The sequence below is a fragment of the Vibrio owensii genome (assembly GCF_002021755.1).
GTDB classification, from domain to species: Bacteria; Pseudomonadota; Gammaproteobacteria; order Enterobacterales; family Vibrionaceae; genus Vibrio; species Vibrio owensii.
In genome coordinates, this window is record NZ_CP019959.1 from 1,961,193 (window position 1) to 1,977,463 (window position 16,271).

Consider the following 16,271-nt stretch of genomic DNA (forward strand, 5'->3'; position numbering starts at 1 on the left):
CGAGCTTAAGCGAACTATGCTTGCAACTGGTGGATACTCTCTTCGATGGTCAACTTCACTTCTGGGTAAAGCAGAGCAAACAACAGTTTGGCAAATTGCTGTGTCTTCTCAAGGTCACAGTTACCGTCGCTATCTAGGTATTGCTGCTCTTTCAGCGTATTGAACATTGCAGTAAATACACCTTTATCGAAGAACTCTGGCGCGTTAATACCGTGCAGACGCCCCAAACGCTGTGCAATGTCTTGGCTCTTCTGCTCAAGGTCAGATTTACCCAGCTCTTGGTCTGCTACCAGTAGGTTCATTGCGATAGAGTAACGTTGTAGTGTTTCTGTGATAGTACGACCCAACAGAACCAATGATTGGTTGTTTGACTGGTTAATTTCCAGTTTGTCACCATCTTGGCAAACCATCTTCTGTTCAATGAACTCGTTCAAAATCTTCACGACTAGCTCGTTCAACTCTTCTTCCTTGTAGCTTAGGAACAGCTCTTTTTTAAGGAATGGATAGATTTGAGCGACGTTTTCTTGAATTTTCTCTACGGTCACGTTGCGCTGACGAATAATCATCTGAGCAATCAATGAAGGTAGGGCGAACAGGTGAATGATGTTGTTGCGGTAGTAAGTCATCAGAATCGACTGGCTACGATCCAGCGAAATGATGTCACCCATGGTGTCGGTTTCAATCACAAACTTATCAAGTGAGATAGCGTGATCTACCAACTCTTCAGCCGTTTCTGTTGGAACCGTTGAAGTGTTTGAGTATGGGTTGTTCTTAAGTAGCTTCAGGTAGCACTCAATCTGGTTGATCAAAGAGTCACGAGATAATGCACGCTGACGAGACGCCAATAGCGCGGTTGCACATAGAGTTAGCGCGTTAGTCGCTGCCGCGTCGTTAATGTGCGTCATCATCTTGTTTGCCAGACCGTTCACCACAGGGTTCATCCATTGCGGTTTGCTGCCGCCCATGCGATCGATGTCTTTCGTCCATTCTGGCGCATGTTCGTTCAGGTATTGGTTTAGCTGAATTGGCTCACCGAAGTTCACGTAACCAAGACCAAAATTGCGCAGCTTACGCAGAGTACGCAGTACAAGACCCGCATTCTCTTTCTCTTTGCGTGAACCGCGAAGCTCTTTGGCGTAAGTGCCCACTTCCATTACGTGTTCGTAACCGATGTACACAGGCACTAACGTTACTGGACGGTTTAGACCGCGTAGCATGGCTTGAATCGTCATTGCCAACATACCGGTTTTTGCTTGCAGCAGACGACCAGTACGTGAACGACCACCTTCACTGAAGTACTCAACTGAGTAACCTTTAGCAAACAGCTCTGATAGGTATTCACGGAAAATCGTGGAGTACAGCTTGTTGCCTTTAAAGCTACGGCGAATAAAGAACGCACCACCACGACGGAAGATTGGACCCGCTGGGAAGAAGTTCAGGTTAATACCCGCAGCAATGTGCGGTGGCACCATACCTTCATGGTATAGAACGTAAGAAAGCAGTAGGTAGTCCATGTGACTGCGGTGACATGGCACATACACGATCTCATGACCATCTTGCGCTAAGCGACGAACGGTCGAAGCGTTGTTGATGTGCAGACCTTGGTACAGCTTGGTCCACAGCCAGCCAAGAATACGATCGCCGTTTTTCACTAAACCATAAGAGAAGTCCGCTGCAATCTCGTCCATGATGTCATGGGCTTCTTTGCGTGCTTTCTCGATAGAAATGTTTTTACTTTGCGCTTCGTCTTCAATTGCTTTTTCAATCGCTGGCGATTTCATTAAGCGTGCAAACAGCACTTGGCGTTGAGGCAGGTTTGGACCGGATGCCGCAAGCTTCTGGCGAGAGAAGTGGATACGTGCAACACGAGCAAGCTTGTGCGCAATCGCACTGTCTGTACCGTGAGAGTCTGCCATGTAACGCAGTGAAACCACTGGGCTAAAGCGCACCAAACAGTCGCGACCTGCTGCCATTACCGCTTTTGCTTTTTGCGGACCATTCATTGGTTGCAGGTACGGCTTATGGTTTTCTTCTTTACCTGGTTTACGACCCCAAAGCACAGTTGCAGGGATCATTTGCACGTCTAACTCGCTGTCGAGTTTGTGCAGTTCTAGTAACTCTGTAAATAGAGAAACAGACTCGCTCGGTACATCGTTATCGTTGCTCATCACGGTTGGACGAGACGCGATAAACACGTAACGAGTTAATGTCTTTCCATTGATTTCCAATGGACTGAGCGGGTCAGGCAGACCAAGACTCAAAGCTTGTTTTTGCAGTGTCAGCAAATCCACGTTCGAACGGAACGGCAAGGCATACACAATCGGTTTAGTGAGGTCGATGTTGAGATCATCAATCGGATTCGATGGGATTGTGGTGCCCTTTACCATTACCGATAAAGGTAGTTTTAGTAATGAACGTGAAAATGATTGTCCAGAAGACATAAAGTTCACAGCCTCAATAGGTATTCAAACAAGCCTAACCTTATTTCAGTGTCCGCTTTGCCTTCTTCTAAAGAGAAGGTAATAGATACGGCTATAGAAATAAGCCTAGGCGATAAAATTTAAGCGCAGCAAGGATACCAGAAACTGGTCAAACCTTTTAATTTTATTGAGCGGAAATTAGTCGAACCCCTAGGTTGTTGCTTTCATTAGACGAATTGCTTAGTGCGTGTTTAAAACGCATGCTCACTTGAGGTTTGTGGATGGGATCTGAAACTGGCGTAAATAAATTAAAAAACAACCAATTGGGTTTTCATTTGTCCATTTACTGGATATACTCACAGTTAACTGTATAAAAAGACAGGTGACATATGAAGCCGTTAACGCCACGCCAACAACAAGTCTTCGATTTGATTAAAAGCAAAATCGAAGACACCGGAATGCCACCAACTCGTGCAGAGATTGCGCGTGAGCTTGGCTTCCGCTCTGCGAATGCCGCAGAAGAACACCTAAAAGCGCTTGCTCGTAAACAAGCTATTGAAATTATTCCAGGCGCATCTCGCGGGATCCGAATCCTACTTGAAGATGCGGCAAACGACGATCAAGGTCTGCCTTTGATTGGTCAAGTTGCTGCTGGTGAGCCTATTCTGGCTCAAGAGCATGTGGAATCTCACTACCAAGTGGATCCTGCTATGTTCAAACCAAAAGCAGACTTCTTACTTCGCGTAAACGGCGAAAGTATGAAAGACATCGGTATTATGGACGGCGACTTGCTAGCTGTGCACAAAACCCAAGATGTGCGCGACGGTCAAGTTGTAGTTGCACGTGTTGATGATGATGTGACGGTGAAGCGTCTAGAGCGCAAAGGTTCTACGGTTCTGCTGCATGCAGAGAACGAAGAGTTTTCACCAATCCAAGTTGACCTAACATCGCAACATCTGACGATTGAAGGTCTGGCGGTTGGCATCATCCGTAACACCGACTGGATGTAGGTTTTTACCTCAAGCATTCTAATAAAGCCCAGCGTTCTGCTGGGCTTTGTGTTTTCTGCACTTGCTATTCCATTTTTTGTCTTCAAAGCATATTTCTTTTCTTCAAAGCATAGTTACGCTCGGCCTGATTCAGAGCGTTTGGCTGTTACGTTAAAACTTGCAAGTGATATTGAGATTTATTATCATCTAGTTCCATTTAACCATTTTCTTTTCGGCGCAAGGAAATGCCCATGTCCAAGCCTCAACATCACGTACCTAATCATCTGTTGAAACCGTTGTTTTTGCGCAGCCGTGAAAGCTTGGTCGATAACGGCTTGGTGTACGATCCGATCGCTGCAAAAGCGTGCTTGAGCTGCAAGATGGCACCAGATTGCATCAGTGGTGACGTCGATCAGAAGCAGCTGCTGCACGTGACCTTAACTCAGCTGTGCGATCAGCAGGTTAGTCACTTTCTTCAACAACACTCAGACGCTTGGATCATTAACGTTGGTGCGGGCTTAGATACGCGCTTCTACCGTTTGGACAATGGTCGTTGTCACTGGATTGAACTGGATGTCACCGAGAATCTGGTTTGGCGTCAGCGATTGTTCCATAAAAACGAACGTTACGAGCATCGTTGCGGTAGCGTAGAAGACATGAGTTGGTTAGATGAACTGCGTATCCCTGAAAAAGCACCAGTATTGATTCTATGTGAGATGGCTTTACTTGATTGCGATGAATCGCGCGTTGCGACTTTCATCCAAACACTGGGCCGTCATTTTGTTTCAGCAGAAGTGTGTATGGTACTAGCAGGTGACTTAACCGAAAGCAAATGGGGTCAGAAGCTCGGTTCAGATACTTATGCACATGGTTTTGAAGCACCAGCACAACAAGTACTGCATTGGCTGCCATGGGCGCAATGGGTCAAAGCCTTCTCGCCATTCGACCGATTTTGCTCACGCTGGAAAGCATGGCAGCGCTGGCTGAATAAGATCCCAATGTTGAAGCATCGCCTCACGCCAGTCCTCGTTCACATCAAGTGGTAATTGGCTAGGCATTGAACACTCAGGTACACTCGCTGATCTAAACAACGAGGTGCCTGTGACAAACTCTATCTTCTCTCCTTTATCGAATCCTCAAGTGCATCGCCAAGTGTTAGCGCTCGCTATCCCTATGGTGCTGTCGAATATTACTGTTCCACTCTTGGGCTTGGTTGACGCTGCGGTGATCGGTCACCTTGAACACGCTTGGTATCTGGGTGGTGTCGCGTTGGGCAGCACCATGATCAGTGTGACGTTTTGGTTGCTTGGCTTCTTACGTATGTCGACTACTGGACTAGCGGCGCAGTCCTACGGTAGTGAAGACCGAAAACAACTCGCGTTGGTGTTTATGCAAGGCTCGCTCATGGCACTGCTGTTTGCGTTAGTCTTCCTTATTGCCCATAACCCGATCGCGGATCTGATCTTTGGTTGGAGTGATGCCAGTGCGGAAGTGAAGCACTATGGTATGCAGTATTTTGCTATCCGTGTATGGAGCGCCCCCGCTGCGCTGATGAATTTTGTGTTGTTGGGCTGGCTGCTCGGCACGCAAAACTCCAAAGCCCCAATGTGGATGGTGATCATCACCAACGTGACCAATATTGCGCTCGATTTACTGTTTGTGATTGGCTTAGGCTGGAAGGTAGAAGGCGCAGCGCTGGCATCGGTAATAGCTGATTACTCAGGCATGGCGTTTGGCTTGATGTGTGTATGGAAAACATGGCGTGCCCGTCAATTACCATCTCCTAAGAGCCTGCTAACCGATACTCAACATGGGCTAGGGCGGTTCGTAAAACTCAATCGCGATATCTTCTTACGCTCGCTCTGTTTACAAGCTACGTTTAGCTTTATGACTTTCCAAGGTGCGAGCTTTGGTGATGATGTGGTTGCGGCTAATGCGGTATTGATGAGTTTCTTGATGATGATTTCCTATGGCATGGACGGATTTGCCTATGCCATGGAGGCCATGGTTGGCAAAGCGATTGGTGCCAAAGACCGAGCGCAACTCAGTGCATCATTGATTGGTACTTTCTTCTGGAGTCTGATCATCTGCTTAGGTTTGACTGCGGTATTTGGTTTGGCGGGATCGCACTTGATCGCCATGATCACTTCGATTGAAGCGGTGCAGCAGCAAGCTTCAGTGTATCTGCCTTGGTTGGTGGTCATGCCATTAGCATCGATGTGGTGTTTCCTGTTTGATGGCATATTTGTTGGTGCCACTAAAGGTAAAGACATGCGAAACAGTATGTTCGTAGCGACTTGTTGTTTCTTTGCGATTTTCTTTTTGTTCTCAGGCTGGCAAAACCATGCGCTGTGGTTTGCGATGACTAGTTTCATGGCAATGCGAGGGATTGGACTCGGCGCTATCTTTTTCTATCAATGGCGCAAGGGAAGCTTTCTTGCCTAGTTACACATAAAAAAACAGCAGGTCGAAACCTGCTGTTTTTGCTTTTGGATCATGGCAACCCAATTGAATTAGAATAATCGGTTCAAACCGTTCAGTGCTGCTACGCGATACGCTTCTGCCATCGTTGGGTAGTTGAAGGTAGTATTGACGAAGTATTCAATCGTATTGGCTTCACCTTTTTGTTCCATGATGGCTTGACCGATGTGGATGATTTCTGCAGCGCGCTCACCAAAGCAGTGAATACCAAGAATCTCTTTGGTTTCGCGATGGAAGAGGATTTTCAAGCTGCCGATGTCTTTACCTGCAATCTGTGCTCGAGCTAGATGCTTGAACGAAGAGCGTCCTACCTCGTAAGGCACTTTCGCCGCAGTCAGTTCTTGCTCGGTTTTACCCACTGAGCTGATTTCTGGAATGGTGTAGATACCCGTTGGGATATCATCAATCAGATTGCCGTCAGCTTGTCCCTTGGTGATGGCTTGTGCCACGAAACGACCTTGGTCATATGCTGCACTTGCTAGGCTAGGGTAGCCAATCACATCACCGACGGCGTAGATGTGTTCCACTTCTGTACGGTAGTTACCATCTACTTTGAGTTGTCCGCGAGAATCACCTTCAAGTCCAACCGCAGGTAAGTTGAGTTTGTCTGTGTTACCCGTTCGACCGTTAGCATACAGTAGGCAATCGGCTTTCATCTTCTTGCCAGATTGAAGATGCACGATAACACCATCTTCAGTGCCTTCGATTTTCTCGAATGTTTCATCGTTACGAATCACCACGCCACTGTTCCAGAAGTGGTAAGACAGAGCATCTGAGACTTCGTTATCTAGGAAAGAGAGCAGACGGTCGCGAGTGTTAATCAAATCGGTCTTCACGCCTAAACCGCGGAAAATAGATGCGTATTCACAACCAATCACGCCCGCACCGTAAATGATGATGTGGCGAGGGTCGTGTTTCAGGCTCAGGATAGAGTCGCTGTCGTAGATGCGTTCATGCAAAAAGTCGACGTCATTTGGTTGGTATGGACGAGATCCTGTCGCGATAACAAATTTATCCGCTGAGTACACTTCTTCCGTACCGTCACTTTGCATGACGGCGATGGAGTAGTTATCGATAAAGCGCGCAGTACCAAACAACAGTGTGCATGAATTGCGGTCATAAAAGCCCTGACGAAGTCGAGTTTGCTTATCAATGACCGATTTCGCATGACCTAAAATGTCAGAAAATGTTGCATGAAGGCTGGTGTTATTACGGCAGAATAATGGGTTGCTATTGAATTCGATGATACGGCTAACCGCATGACGCAATGCCTTGGATGGTATGGTTCCCCAGTGCGTACAACCGCCACCAACACTGCTTTCCTTTTCTACGATGGCAACATTCAGTCCGGCTTTGGTCAATCCCATTGCCGCCCCTTCACCGCCCGGGCCACTACCAATTACGATCACGTCATAGTGATTAGCATGCGCCATGATGTCTTCCTTGTTATATTTGCTTAACATTGCTGTAGCGGGATTTTAACTCATTTACTCTATTGGGAACACGTAATGCCTGCTAGAGAGTGGAAGTGATCACGCAGAATCGCCCAAAAGAACTAATTGGTATGCTGTATGTCTACTATTTGAAGCGAGACAATTGCAATTGGGTGCATGGCAATAGTAACGTGCTCGCCGCTTATCGGCAGATAACGTCGCTTTATACGTGGGTGCGATATGCGTTATATTGAAGCTCTCGTACCCAATAGAAAAAGAGCAAGTTAAAGAATGAAATCGATGGGAATCCGCGCGCAGCAAAAAGAAAAAACACGTCGATCGTTGATCGATGCGGCATTTAATCAACTCAGTGCGGATCGCAGCTTTTCCAATCTCAGCTTGCGTGAGGTTGCCCGAGAGGCAGGAATTGCACCGACTTCTTTTTACCGTCACTTCAAAGACATGGATGAGCTGGGCTTAACCATGGTTGATGAAGGTGGTTTGTTGTTGCGCCAACTGATGCGTCAGGCGCGTCAGCGTATTGTCAAAGAAGGCAGTGTGATTCGAACTTCAGTTGAAACCTTCATGGAATTCATTGAAAGTAGTCCTAACGTTTTCCGCTTATTGTTGCGTGAGCGCTCCGGCACTTCCTCTGAATTTCGTACTGCCGTCGCTCGAGAAATTCAGCATTTTGCGGCAGAATTAACTGAGTACTTAATGAGCACCGGTATGACCAAAGAAGAGGCGTTCACTCAAGCAGAGGCGTCGGTTACTTTGGTGTTTAGCTCTGGTGCGGAAGCTTTAGATTTAGATCGACGCGAGCGCGATGAACTCGCCGAGCGATTGATCATGCAATTGCGAATGATAGCCAAAGGGGCCTATTGGTATCGCAAAGAACGTGAACGTAACCGATTAAAAGGCGGGATAGAATAATGTCGAATGGAAATAAATCTGAAAAGAAAACGCTGATTTTGGCACTGGTTGCAGGTATGTGTGGTGATGCTTTGTTGTCATGGTTGACCATGAGCGAAGTGTCTTTTTCAATCTTCCCTCTGATTGCACTCGTGCTAGCTGTACAGGCGCTGTACCAAGAATACCTTAACAACCCAGTATCAGAAGATATCCCACTTGTTGGTCTGGCGTGTTTCTTCGTAGGTGCATTTGGTCACTCTGCGTTTATCAAAGCGCAATACCCAGAAGCAGGCTCTAACTTCTTCGCAATTCTGGTTTCAATGATTCTCCTAGCGTGGATCGGTAAGAAGCTGGGTTTCATGGAAAAGAAGACCACCGCTGAATAAGCAAAACGAATCCAATAAAAAAGCGAGCCATTGAGCTCGCTTTTTTATGTCTGGTGCTGGTGGATTACGCTTTACGTTCCAACAGTACACCTGCTTCCATGTGGTGTGTGTAAGGGAATTGGTCAAACAGAGCAAAACGCGTCACGTTGTGAGTTTCGCATAGAATGTCCAAGTTCTCTTTTAGTGTCTCTGGGTTACAAGAGATGTACATGATGCGCTCGTAACCTTGCACCATCTTACAAGTGTCGACATCCATACCTGAGCGTGGTGGATCGACAAAAATCGTGTTGCAGTTGTAGCTCTTCAGATCCACACCTGCATCTTGTAGGCGGCGGAATTCACGCTTACCTTCGATTGCTTGAGTAAACTCTTCTGCTGATAGACGTAGGATTTGCACGTTATCAATCTCGTTTGCTGCGATGTTGTATTGCGCAGAAACCACAGATGGCTTCGCCAATTCAGTTGCGAGAACGCGGTCGAAGTTTTGTGCCAACGCCAGAGAGAAGTTACCGTTACCACAGTAAAGTTCTAGTAGGTCGCCAGTGCTTTCTTGAGTGCAGTCGACTGCCCATTCCAACATCTTCTCTGCCACTTTACCGTTCGGTTGAGTGAAGCTGTTTTCAACTTGTTGGTAGATGTAGCTTTGGCCATTCACGTCTAGCTTCTCGATCACGTAGTCACGGTCTAAGACAATCTTCATCTTACGAGCACGACCAATGATGTTTAGGTTGAAGCCTTCATCATTCAAACGCTGCTTAAGGGCTTTCGCGTTTTCAATCCACTCTTCATCAAGCTGGCGATGGTAAAGCAGTGAAACCAGAATCTCACCGCTTAGCGTCGATAGAAAATCGACTTGGAACAGTTTGCGACGTAGCGATTCGTTGTCTTTCATCGCTTCAACCAATAGTGGCATCAGGTCGTTGATCAGACGGCTTGCTGCTGGGAATTGGTCAACGCGGTATTTCTCACGAGTTTCTTGGTTGAACATGATGTAGTAAAGGTCTTCACCCTCATGCCAAACACGGAACTCAGCACGCATACGGTAGTGCTGCTCTGGTGATTCAAACACTTCCAGTTCTGGCACGTTGTATGGCGCGAACATATCAGTGAGACGTTCGACTTTTTCAGCCAGTTGTTCTTGGTAGCGTTGTGGATTTACATCAAGAGTAGCCATGATCTTACCTTTTATGGTGCATTCAATTTAAGAGCGCAGATTTTATTCAATCTCAATAGGATGTCCAGTTTTGTGCCCCAATTGATTTAAAGATAGTGTGTTCTGTGTCAGTTGAGGACGAAATGAACCAAAACGTTACAATTGTGAGGGCTAATATTGGCTGGACAAATAATCAATAGCTTAATAGTATTTGCCCCAAGCTGGTGCTATCTAGCAATCTAGATGGCTGAAATGGGAATCTGGTGGAAATCCAGAACTGACGCGCAGCGGTAAAAGAGAACGAACGCTCATCAAGACACTGCATTAGTTTATGTGGGAAGTCGAGCAAGTAGGATGGTGTAACCTCGCTCTTAAGTCCGAATACCTGCCAGCAACTGAGCCACAGCACTGGACTGCTCAATACGAGTAGGGCTCAGTAGGAATTACGCGACTTAGGACAATACAATGAGAAAAACATTTCTTGCGATCACGTGTGCATCGCTGCTTTCACCTACCTTTTATTTACAGGCTCAAGAAGCCTCCGCAGACGAAACGGTTGTGGTTACGGCAAACCGCTTCAAGCAAATTGATGGTGCTGTTCTTGCACAAACCGTTACGGTAACCAAAGAAGACATTAAACGCCTGCAAGCAAATAGTCTGTTTGATGTGTTCCGTACACTGCCGAGTGTTGAAGTTGCTCAGTACGGTGGGCGTGGTCAATCCGCATCTATCTACGTTCGAGGTGGTAGCTCGTCTCAAGTACTCGTTCTAGTTGATGGGGTGCGTATGCCTCGTGCAATCATGGGTGGTATCGACTTTAACCAATTTCCAATCAACTCTGTCGAACGTATCGATTACATTCGTGGTGCACGAGCCTCTATCTATGGTTCAGAAGCGATCTCTGGCGTAATCAACATTATTACTCGTGCGCCTATTAATGACGATTCAGGTCGAGTGTCTGCAGGTTATGGCTCAAATAACCATAAAAAAGGCACGTTTGTGGTCTCTAAACCTGTGGGTGAAGGTAAACACTTTAAGGGTGTCTTAGGATACGAGAAAACCGATGGTTTTAATGTTAAGCCTCAGCCAGGGTTGAATGATGGCGATGAGCATGGCTTCGAAACGCTAAACCTGAAGTTGGGTTACCAACAAAACTTTTCTGACAACTTGTCTGGTTACGTTGGGGTGAGTGCTTACAACAATGAATACGATTACGACAACAGTAGTATTTGGAGTGGTCATGAGAAAAAAACTGGTGAAGTAGAGTATGTAGGTACCGACTTATCGCTGGAATACAACAAAGACGTTTACTCATCTGAATTAAAATTGGCTTATGGTCAACAAGACAACTACGACCATAAATCAGGTCAAAACAAATCTACTGGCGATCATGTTGCTATTGAGCAGTTCAACGCGATTTGGTTGAACTCGTACAGCGTTAACGAAGAACTGAGTATTGGTGGCGGTTTGGATTACCGTACTGAGAAGCTAGCAAAAGGCTACATTGCGGCGAACAGTTGGGGACCAGCTAAAGACTATGATCCAGAGAAGAACCCAAGAACTAACTTTGGTGTTAGTGCCATTGCTCAATATGTTTATGACGTATGGACGTTAGAAGCAAGCGTACGTAATGACGACAACAATCAATTTGGTAACAACACCACATGGCAAACCGCTGCGGGTTGGAGTTTTTACGAAGGTTATGAGTTAACCCTGAGCCACGGTACTGCTTTCCGTGCGCCGAGCTTTGTTGACTTGTACTATCCGGGTTACGAAATGCCAAACCTAAAACCGGAAGAGTCAGAAAACACGGAGATCTCTGTCTCTGGAGGCGTATCAATTGTTGATTGGACGGTGACGGGTTACTACAACCAAATTGAAAACATGTTGATTTGGGAAGGCTCCGGCATGCAAAACGTCGGTGAAGCCGAGATCAAAGGCGTCGAACTAGAAGTGAAGCTCGATACAGATATCGTATCTCATGAGTTCTACCTAGATTATAAAGACCCTGTCGATAAATCTGGTGCAGAAGATACCCAGCTAGCATACCGCTCTAAGCGTGGTGCTAAGTGGAACGCTTACGCGACGTTTGACCAATGGACGTTGGGCTCGCAGTACCTTTACCAAGGTGAACGCTTTAATGGCAACACAAGACTGCCGAATTACAGCCTATGGAACTTCACTGCGTCTTATGCGGTGAACCAAAACTGGGATGTGAATGCGAAACTAAGTAACGCCTTTGATAAAGATTACGAGATGTACACTGGTTACGCCACACCAGGACGTCAGTACTTTGTCTCTGCGGATTACCGCTTCTAATTGATTCCAACAAGACCGCCACATCGGCGGTCTTTCTTATTGTGAGTCGGGTCCGAGTGGAAATAGGTAACAAGGAAAAAAGATGACAGAACCGAAACGTGTCGTGATCAGTTGGTCGAGTGGAAAAGACTCCACGTTAGCGTTAGAGCGACTAAACGAAAATCCGCACTATCAGGTCGTAGGTTTGTACACCACCTATGTAGATGAAGAAGTGCCTTTCCAAGCAACCCCGCTTGAGGTCGTGCAAATGCAGGCTGATTTACTTGGCCTTCCGCTCATAACTATCGAACTGCCTGAAGTGTTTCCGAGTAACGACATTTATCAATCAACTATTGTTAATGCATTACAAAGCAGCGGACTGAATGTAGAAGCGGTCGCGTTTGGCGATATGTTCTGTAATGGCATTGCAGACTATCGTCGCAGCTATATTGAACCTGCCGGTTGGGAGTGCGTATTCCCATTACTGGGGGAAGAGAGCAAGGCATTGGCATTTGAAATTGTCGAGCGTGGTATTCAAACCATGTTAATTACCACCGATGGAGAGGTGTTGCCGCCCGAGTGGTGTGGACGTTGGTATGACAAAGCGCTGATTGAGTCATTGCCCGGTCATATTGATCCCTGCGGAGAAGATGGTGAATTCCATACATTGGTGACATCAACCCCATCATTTCAAGGACATATAGAATTGACTAAGCTTGAAGTGGAAATAGGGGAGCGATTCAGCCATCAAAGATACCAAGCCAAAGCATTGCCAAAACAAATCTAACCAGTATGATCGCCGAGTCTCTAATTTGCAGGTAAGACTCGTGCGAACATCAAGTAAGAAAAAAGTCCTAGTGTTTGATTCCGGTGTCGGAGGGCTATCGGTCTTCCAAGAAATCCACCGACTTCTACCACACATGGATTACTTGTATCTGTTCGATAACGAAGCCTATCCGTATGGCGAACTCGACCAAGATGTGCTGATTACTCGCGTTAATAAGCTGGTGGCAGCATTGGTCGAAGAGCATCAAGCTGACATTGTCGTCATCGCCTGCAATACAGCAAGTACCATAGTGCTGCCATCACTGCGTGCGAATCTATCTATTCCAGTTGTCGGTGTGGTGCCTGCGATTAAGCCTGCCTCGTTACTCGCTTCTCAAGGTGTAGGACTCATTGCTACGCCTGCGACCGTAACTCGTCAATATACCCATGAACTTATCCGCGACTTTGCCCAAGGTAAACCAGTCGAGTTATTAGGCTCTACTCGATTAGTGGATATGGCAGAAGAAAAGCTACGTGGTGAAAGCATCTCTCTTCCAGAGTTGGAAAGCATTCTTCTCCCACTGCGTAATAAAGTGGACGTTGCAGTGCTAGGTTGTACTCACTTTCCTCTAATAAAAGACGAAATCCATCAAGCGTTAGGTGGAGAGGTTACGTTAGTTGATTCTGGTGAGGCCATTGCTCGTCGAGTAAAGGCATTACTAATAAGTGATATGAAGGAAGAAAGTAAAGAGGAGGGGAGCAAGAAGATTTATGCCAGTGCACCTCCTTGGCAAGAAGATGCACTGAATACCTGTTTGGCGAATTTAGGATTTAATCCTGTTCAGGTTTACCGCCATCCGGGTGTTTAGGGTCGTTAGCGATACGTACTTTAAGCGTACGATCCATATATTCCTTCTCATTGAGTTTAGCGATAGCAGGTTTTGCATCTGCCGCAGCCATCACTACAAAACCGAACCCTCTTCTTTTACCAGTGCGCTTATCTTTCATTAAGCGTACTGCATAAACCTGACCATACTCAGCAAACAAATCACGAACGTGACTCTCATTTGCCTTATAAGGAAGGTTGCCGACATACAGCGTTTTAGTTGAAGGATCGGAATCCGAAGATTGAAGAACAGGTGTTTTGCTAGAAAGTGAAAAAAGAAAAGCAGTAGCGACAACACCGATAACAAAGCTCAAGGCAGGTGGCACAGGTAACTGAGAGAAGATGATTCCCCCAATGACCGCCAACCCAGCACACAAGATCAGATTTTTTTTAGACGTCATTTTGATTACTACATATAGATGATAAAGAGATTGGCTGCCTATTAACAAAATAGACACATGAATCTTACGTATATGGTTGGTGTTTTTCCAACCAATTGCTGTGATATGTCTCAAATGTGACGAAGAAATATGCAGATATTACGCATTTGATGGATAAGTAACCGCTTGGAATGTTTTTTTCAAAAAAAGGGTTGCGCTCATTTCTGGATTCCCTATACTGCGCATCCACCGACACGGAGTGAGACGAAAGTCACACAGCGAGTCGGGAAGAGAGAAAAAGAATTTGAAAAAATGCTTGACTCTCAAATTGGGAAGCGTAAGATACGCACCCCTAACGACGAGGCGCTGAGGCGGTGAGTTAGTTAGAAAAGTTCTTTAAAAATATAGACCTATCAATCTGTGTGGGCACTCGTTGATGATAATCCAATTAGATACTTCGGTATCAAATTAGGTTTCAATGAAACGAAGTGACCATTGAGTCGAAAGACTCAGCACAGTCAATTCAAACATTACTTATGTAATGTTCAGTATTCATTGAGCCGAACAAAATCTTAAATTGAAGAGTTTGATCATGGCTCAGATTGAACGCTGGCGGCAGGCCTAACACATGCAAGTCGAGCGGAAACGAGTTATCTGAACCTTCGGGGGATGATAACGGCGTCGAGCGGCGGACGGGTGAGTAATGCCTAGGAAATTGCCCTGATGTGGGGGATAACCATTGGAAACGATGGCTAATACCGCATAATGCCTACGGGCCAAAGAGGGGGACCTTCGGGCCTCTCGCGTCAGGATATGCCTAGGTGGGATTAGCTAGTTGGTGAGGTAATGGCTCACCAAGGCGACGATCCCTAGCTGGTCTGAGAGGATGATCAGCCACACTGGAACTGAGACACGGTCCAGACTCCTACGGGAGGCAGCAGTGGGGAATATTGCACAATGGGCGCAAGCCTGATGCAGCCATGCCGCGTGTGTGAAGAAGGCCTTCGGGTTGTAAAGCACTTTCAGTCGTGAGGAAGGTAGTGTAGTTAATAGCTGCATTATTTGACGTTAGCGACAGAAGAAGCACCGGCTAACTCCGTGCCAGCAGCCGCGGTAATACGGAGGGTGCGAGCGTTAATCGGAATTACTGGGCGTAAAGCGCATGCAGGTGGTTTGTTAAGTCAGATGTGAAAGCCCGGGGCTCAACCTCGGAATAGCATTTGAAACTGGCAGACTAGAGTACTGTAGAGGGGGGTAGAATTTCAGGTGTAGCGGTGAAATGCGTAGAGATCTGAAGGAATACCGGTGGCGAAGGCGGCCCCCTGGACAGATACTGACACTCAGATGCGAAAGCGTGGGGAGCAAACAGGATTAGATACCCTGGTAGTCCACGCCGTAAACGATGTCTACTTGGAGGTTGTGGCCTTGAGCCGTGGCTTTCGGAGCTAACGCGTTAAGTAGACCGCCTGGGGAGTACGGTCGCAAGATTAAAACTCAAATGAATTGACGGGGGCCCGCACAAGCGGTGGAGCATGTGGTTTAATTCGATGCAACGCGAAGAACCTTACCTACTCTTGACATCCAGAGAACTTTCCAGAGATGGATTGGTGCCTTCGGGAACTCTGAGACAGGTGCTGCATGGCTGTCGTCAGCTCGTGTTGTGAAATGTTGGGTTAAGTCCCGCAACGAGCGCAACCCTTATCCTTGTTTGCCAGCGAGTAATGTCGGGAACTCCAGGGAGACTGCCGGTGATAAACCGGAGGAAGGTGGGGACGACGTCAAGTCATCATGGCCCTTACGAGTAGGGCTACACACGTGCTACAATGGCGCATACAGAGGGCAGCAAGCTAGCGATAGTGAGCGAATCCCAAAAAGTGCGTCGTAGTCCGGATTGGAGTCTGCAACTCGACTCCATGAAGTCGGAATCGCTAGTAATCGTGGATCAGAATGCCACGGTGAATACGTTCCCGGGCCTTGTACACACCGCCCGTCACACCATGGGAGTGGGCTGCAAAAGAAGTAGGTAGTTTAACCTTCGGGAGGACGCTTACCACTTTGTGGTTCATGACTGGGGTGAAGTCGTAACAAGGTAGCGCTAGGGGAACCTGGCGCTGGATCACCTCCTTAAACGATGATTATACACGATGAGTGTCCACACAGATTGATAC

Annotated in this window: 12 protein-coding genes, 1 rRNA gene and 1 riboswitch; of the genes, 9 read left to right on the top strand and 4 right to left on the bottom strand. The window is 46.8% G+C overall.

Annotated elements, in window-relative coordinates:
• Positions 1 to 14: 14 nt before the first annotated feature.
• Positions 15 to 2,441, bottom strand: a complete 2,427-nt coding sequence (plsB, locus tag A9237_RS08915) for a glycerol-3-phosphate 1-O-acyltransferase PlsB (RefSeq protein ID WP_009705151.1) — start codon at positions 2,439 to 2,441, stop codon at positions 15 to 17.
• A gap of 368 nt (positions 2,442 to 2,809) precedes the next feature.
• Here plsB and lexA point away from each other — a divergent pair, with 368 nt between their 5' ends.
• The 3 genes from lexA (at position 2,810) to dinF (ending at position 5,854) form a co-directional block, all read left to right on the top strand.
• The gene (gene lexA, locus A9237_RS08925) at positions 2,810 to 3,430 is read left to right on the top strand and encodes a transcriptional repressor LexA (RefSeq protein ID WP_005438488.1); all 621 of its coding nucleotides are present in this window, start codon (positions 2,810 to 2,812) and stop codon (positions 3,428 to 3,430) included.
• A gap of 230 nt (positions 3,431 to 3,660) precedes the next feature.
• Positions 3,661 to 4,455, top strand: a complete 795-nt coding sequence (locus A9237_RS08930) for a class I SAM-dependent methyltransferase (RefSeq protein WP_009705150.1) — start codon at positions 3,661 to 3,663, stop codon at positions 4,453 to 4,455.
• Positions 4,456 to 4,510: 55 nt separating this feature from the next.
• A complete protein-coding gene (gene dinF, locus A9237_RS08935; protein ID WP_078608055.1) occupies positions 4,511 to 5,854 on the top strand; it encodes an MATE family efflux transporter DinF in 1,344 nt (447 codons plus the stop codon).
• 68 nt (positions 5,855 to 5,922) lie between these two features.
• Here dinF and sthA read toward each other — a convergent pair whose 3' ends face one another.
• Positions 5,923 to 7,323: a Si-specific NAD(P)(+) transhydrogenase gene (gene sthA, locus A9237_RS08940; protein WP_005451988.1), complete on the bottom strand. Its 1,401-nt coding sequence runs from the start codon at positions 7,321 to 7,323 to the stop codon at positions 5,923 to 5,925.
• 291 nt (positions 7,324 to 7,614) lie between these two features.
• Between sthA and fabR the strand changes: the two genes are divergently transcribed.
• Complete coding sequence (gene fabR / locus A9237_RS08945; protein ID WP_005430912.1) at positions 7,615 to 8,256, top strand: HTH-type transcriptional repressor FabR; 642 nt, start codon at positions 7,615 to 7,617, stop codon at positions 8,254 to 8,256.
• Entirely contained in the window at positions 8,256 to 8,621 is a 366-nt protein-coding gene (locus A9237_RS08950) for a YijD family membrane protein (RefSeq protein ID WP_005430908.1), read from the top strand. The genes fabR and A9237_RS08950 overlap by 1 nt, the downstream gene beginning before the upstream one ends.
• Positions 8,622 to 8,685: 64 nt before the next feature.
• On the opposite strand, the gene trmA is transcribed toward A9237_RS08950, so the two are convergent.
• Positions 8,686 to 9,795, bottom strand: a complete 1,110-nt coding sequence (gene trmA, locus A9237_RS08955) for a tRNA (uridine(54)-C5)-methyltransferase TrmA (RefSeq protein ID WP_005438477.1) — start codon at positions 9,793 to 9,795, stop codon at positions 8,686 to 8,688.
• Between the two features lie 184 nt (positions 9,796 to 9,979).
• Positions 9,980 to 10,181, top strand: a riboswitch (cobalamin riboswitch).
• 58 nt (positions 10,182 to 10,239) lie between these two features.
• Between trmA and A9237_RS08960 the strand changes: the two genes are divergently transcribed.
• The 3 genes from A9237_RS08960 (at position 10,240) to murI (ending at position 13,706) form a co-directional block, all read left to right on the top strand.
• Complete coding sequence (locus A9237_RS08960; RefSeq protein ID WP_078608056.1) at positions 10,240 to 12,093, top strand: TonB-dependent receptor domain-containing protein; 1,854 nt, start codon at positions 10,240 to 10,242, stop codon at positions 12,091 to 12,093.
• Between the two features lie 82 nt (positions 12,094 to 12,175).
• Positions 12,176 to 12,859 carry a Dph6-related ATP pyrophosphatase gene (locus A9237_RS08965; protein WP_078608057.1) on the top strand — a complete coding sequence of 228 codons (684 nt, stop codon included), beginning with the start codon at positions 12,176 to 12,178 and terminating at the stop codon, positions 12,857 to 12,859.
• A 40-nt stretch (positions 12,860 to 12,899) separates the two neighbouring features.
• On the top strand, positions 12,900 to 13,706 hold the full coding sequence (gene murI, locus A9237_RS08970) for a glutamate racemase (RefSeq protein ID WP_045417541.1): 807 nt from the start codon (positions 12,900 to 12,902) through the stop codon (positions 13,704 to 13,706).
• Here the strand turns inward: murI and A9237_RS08975 are convergent.
• Complete coding sequence (locus A9237_RS08975) at positions 13,669 to 14,124, bottom strand: RNA-binding protein (RefSeq protein WP_009705144.1); 456 nt, start codon at positions 14,122 to 14,124, stop codon at positions 13,669 to 13,671. The two genes, murI and A9237_RS08975, sit on opposite strands and share 38 nt — an antisense overlap.
• A 553-nt stretch (positions 14,125 to 14,677) precedes the next feature.
• Here A9237_RS08975 and A9237_RS08980 point away from each other — a divergent pair.
• Positions 14,678 to 16,230 (top strand): 16S ribosomal RNA (locus A9237_RS08980).
• Positions 16,231 to 16,271 lie beyond the last annotated feature (41 nt).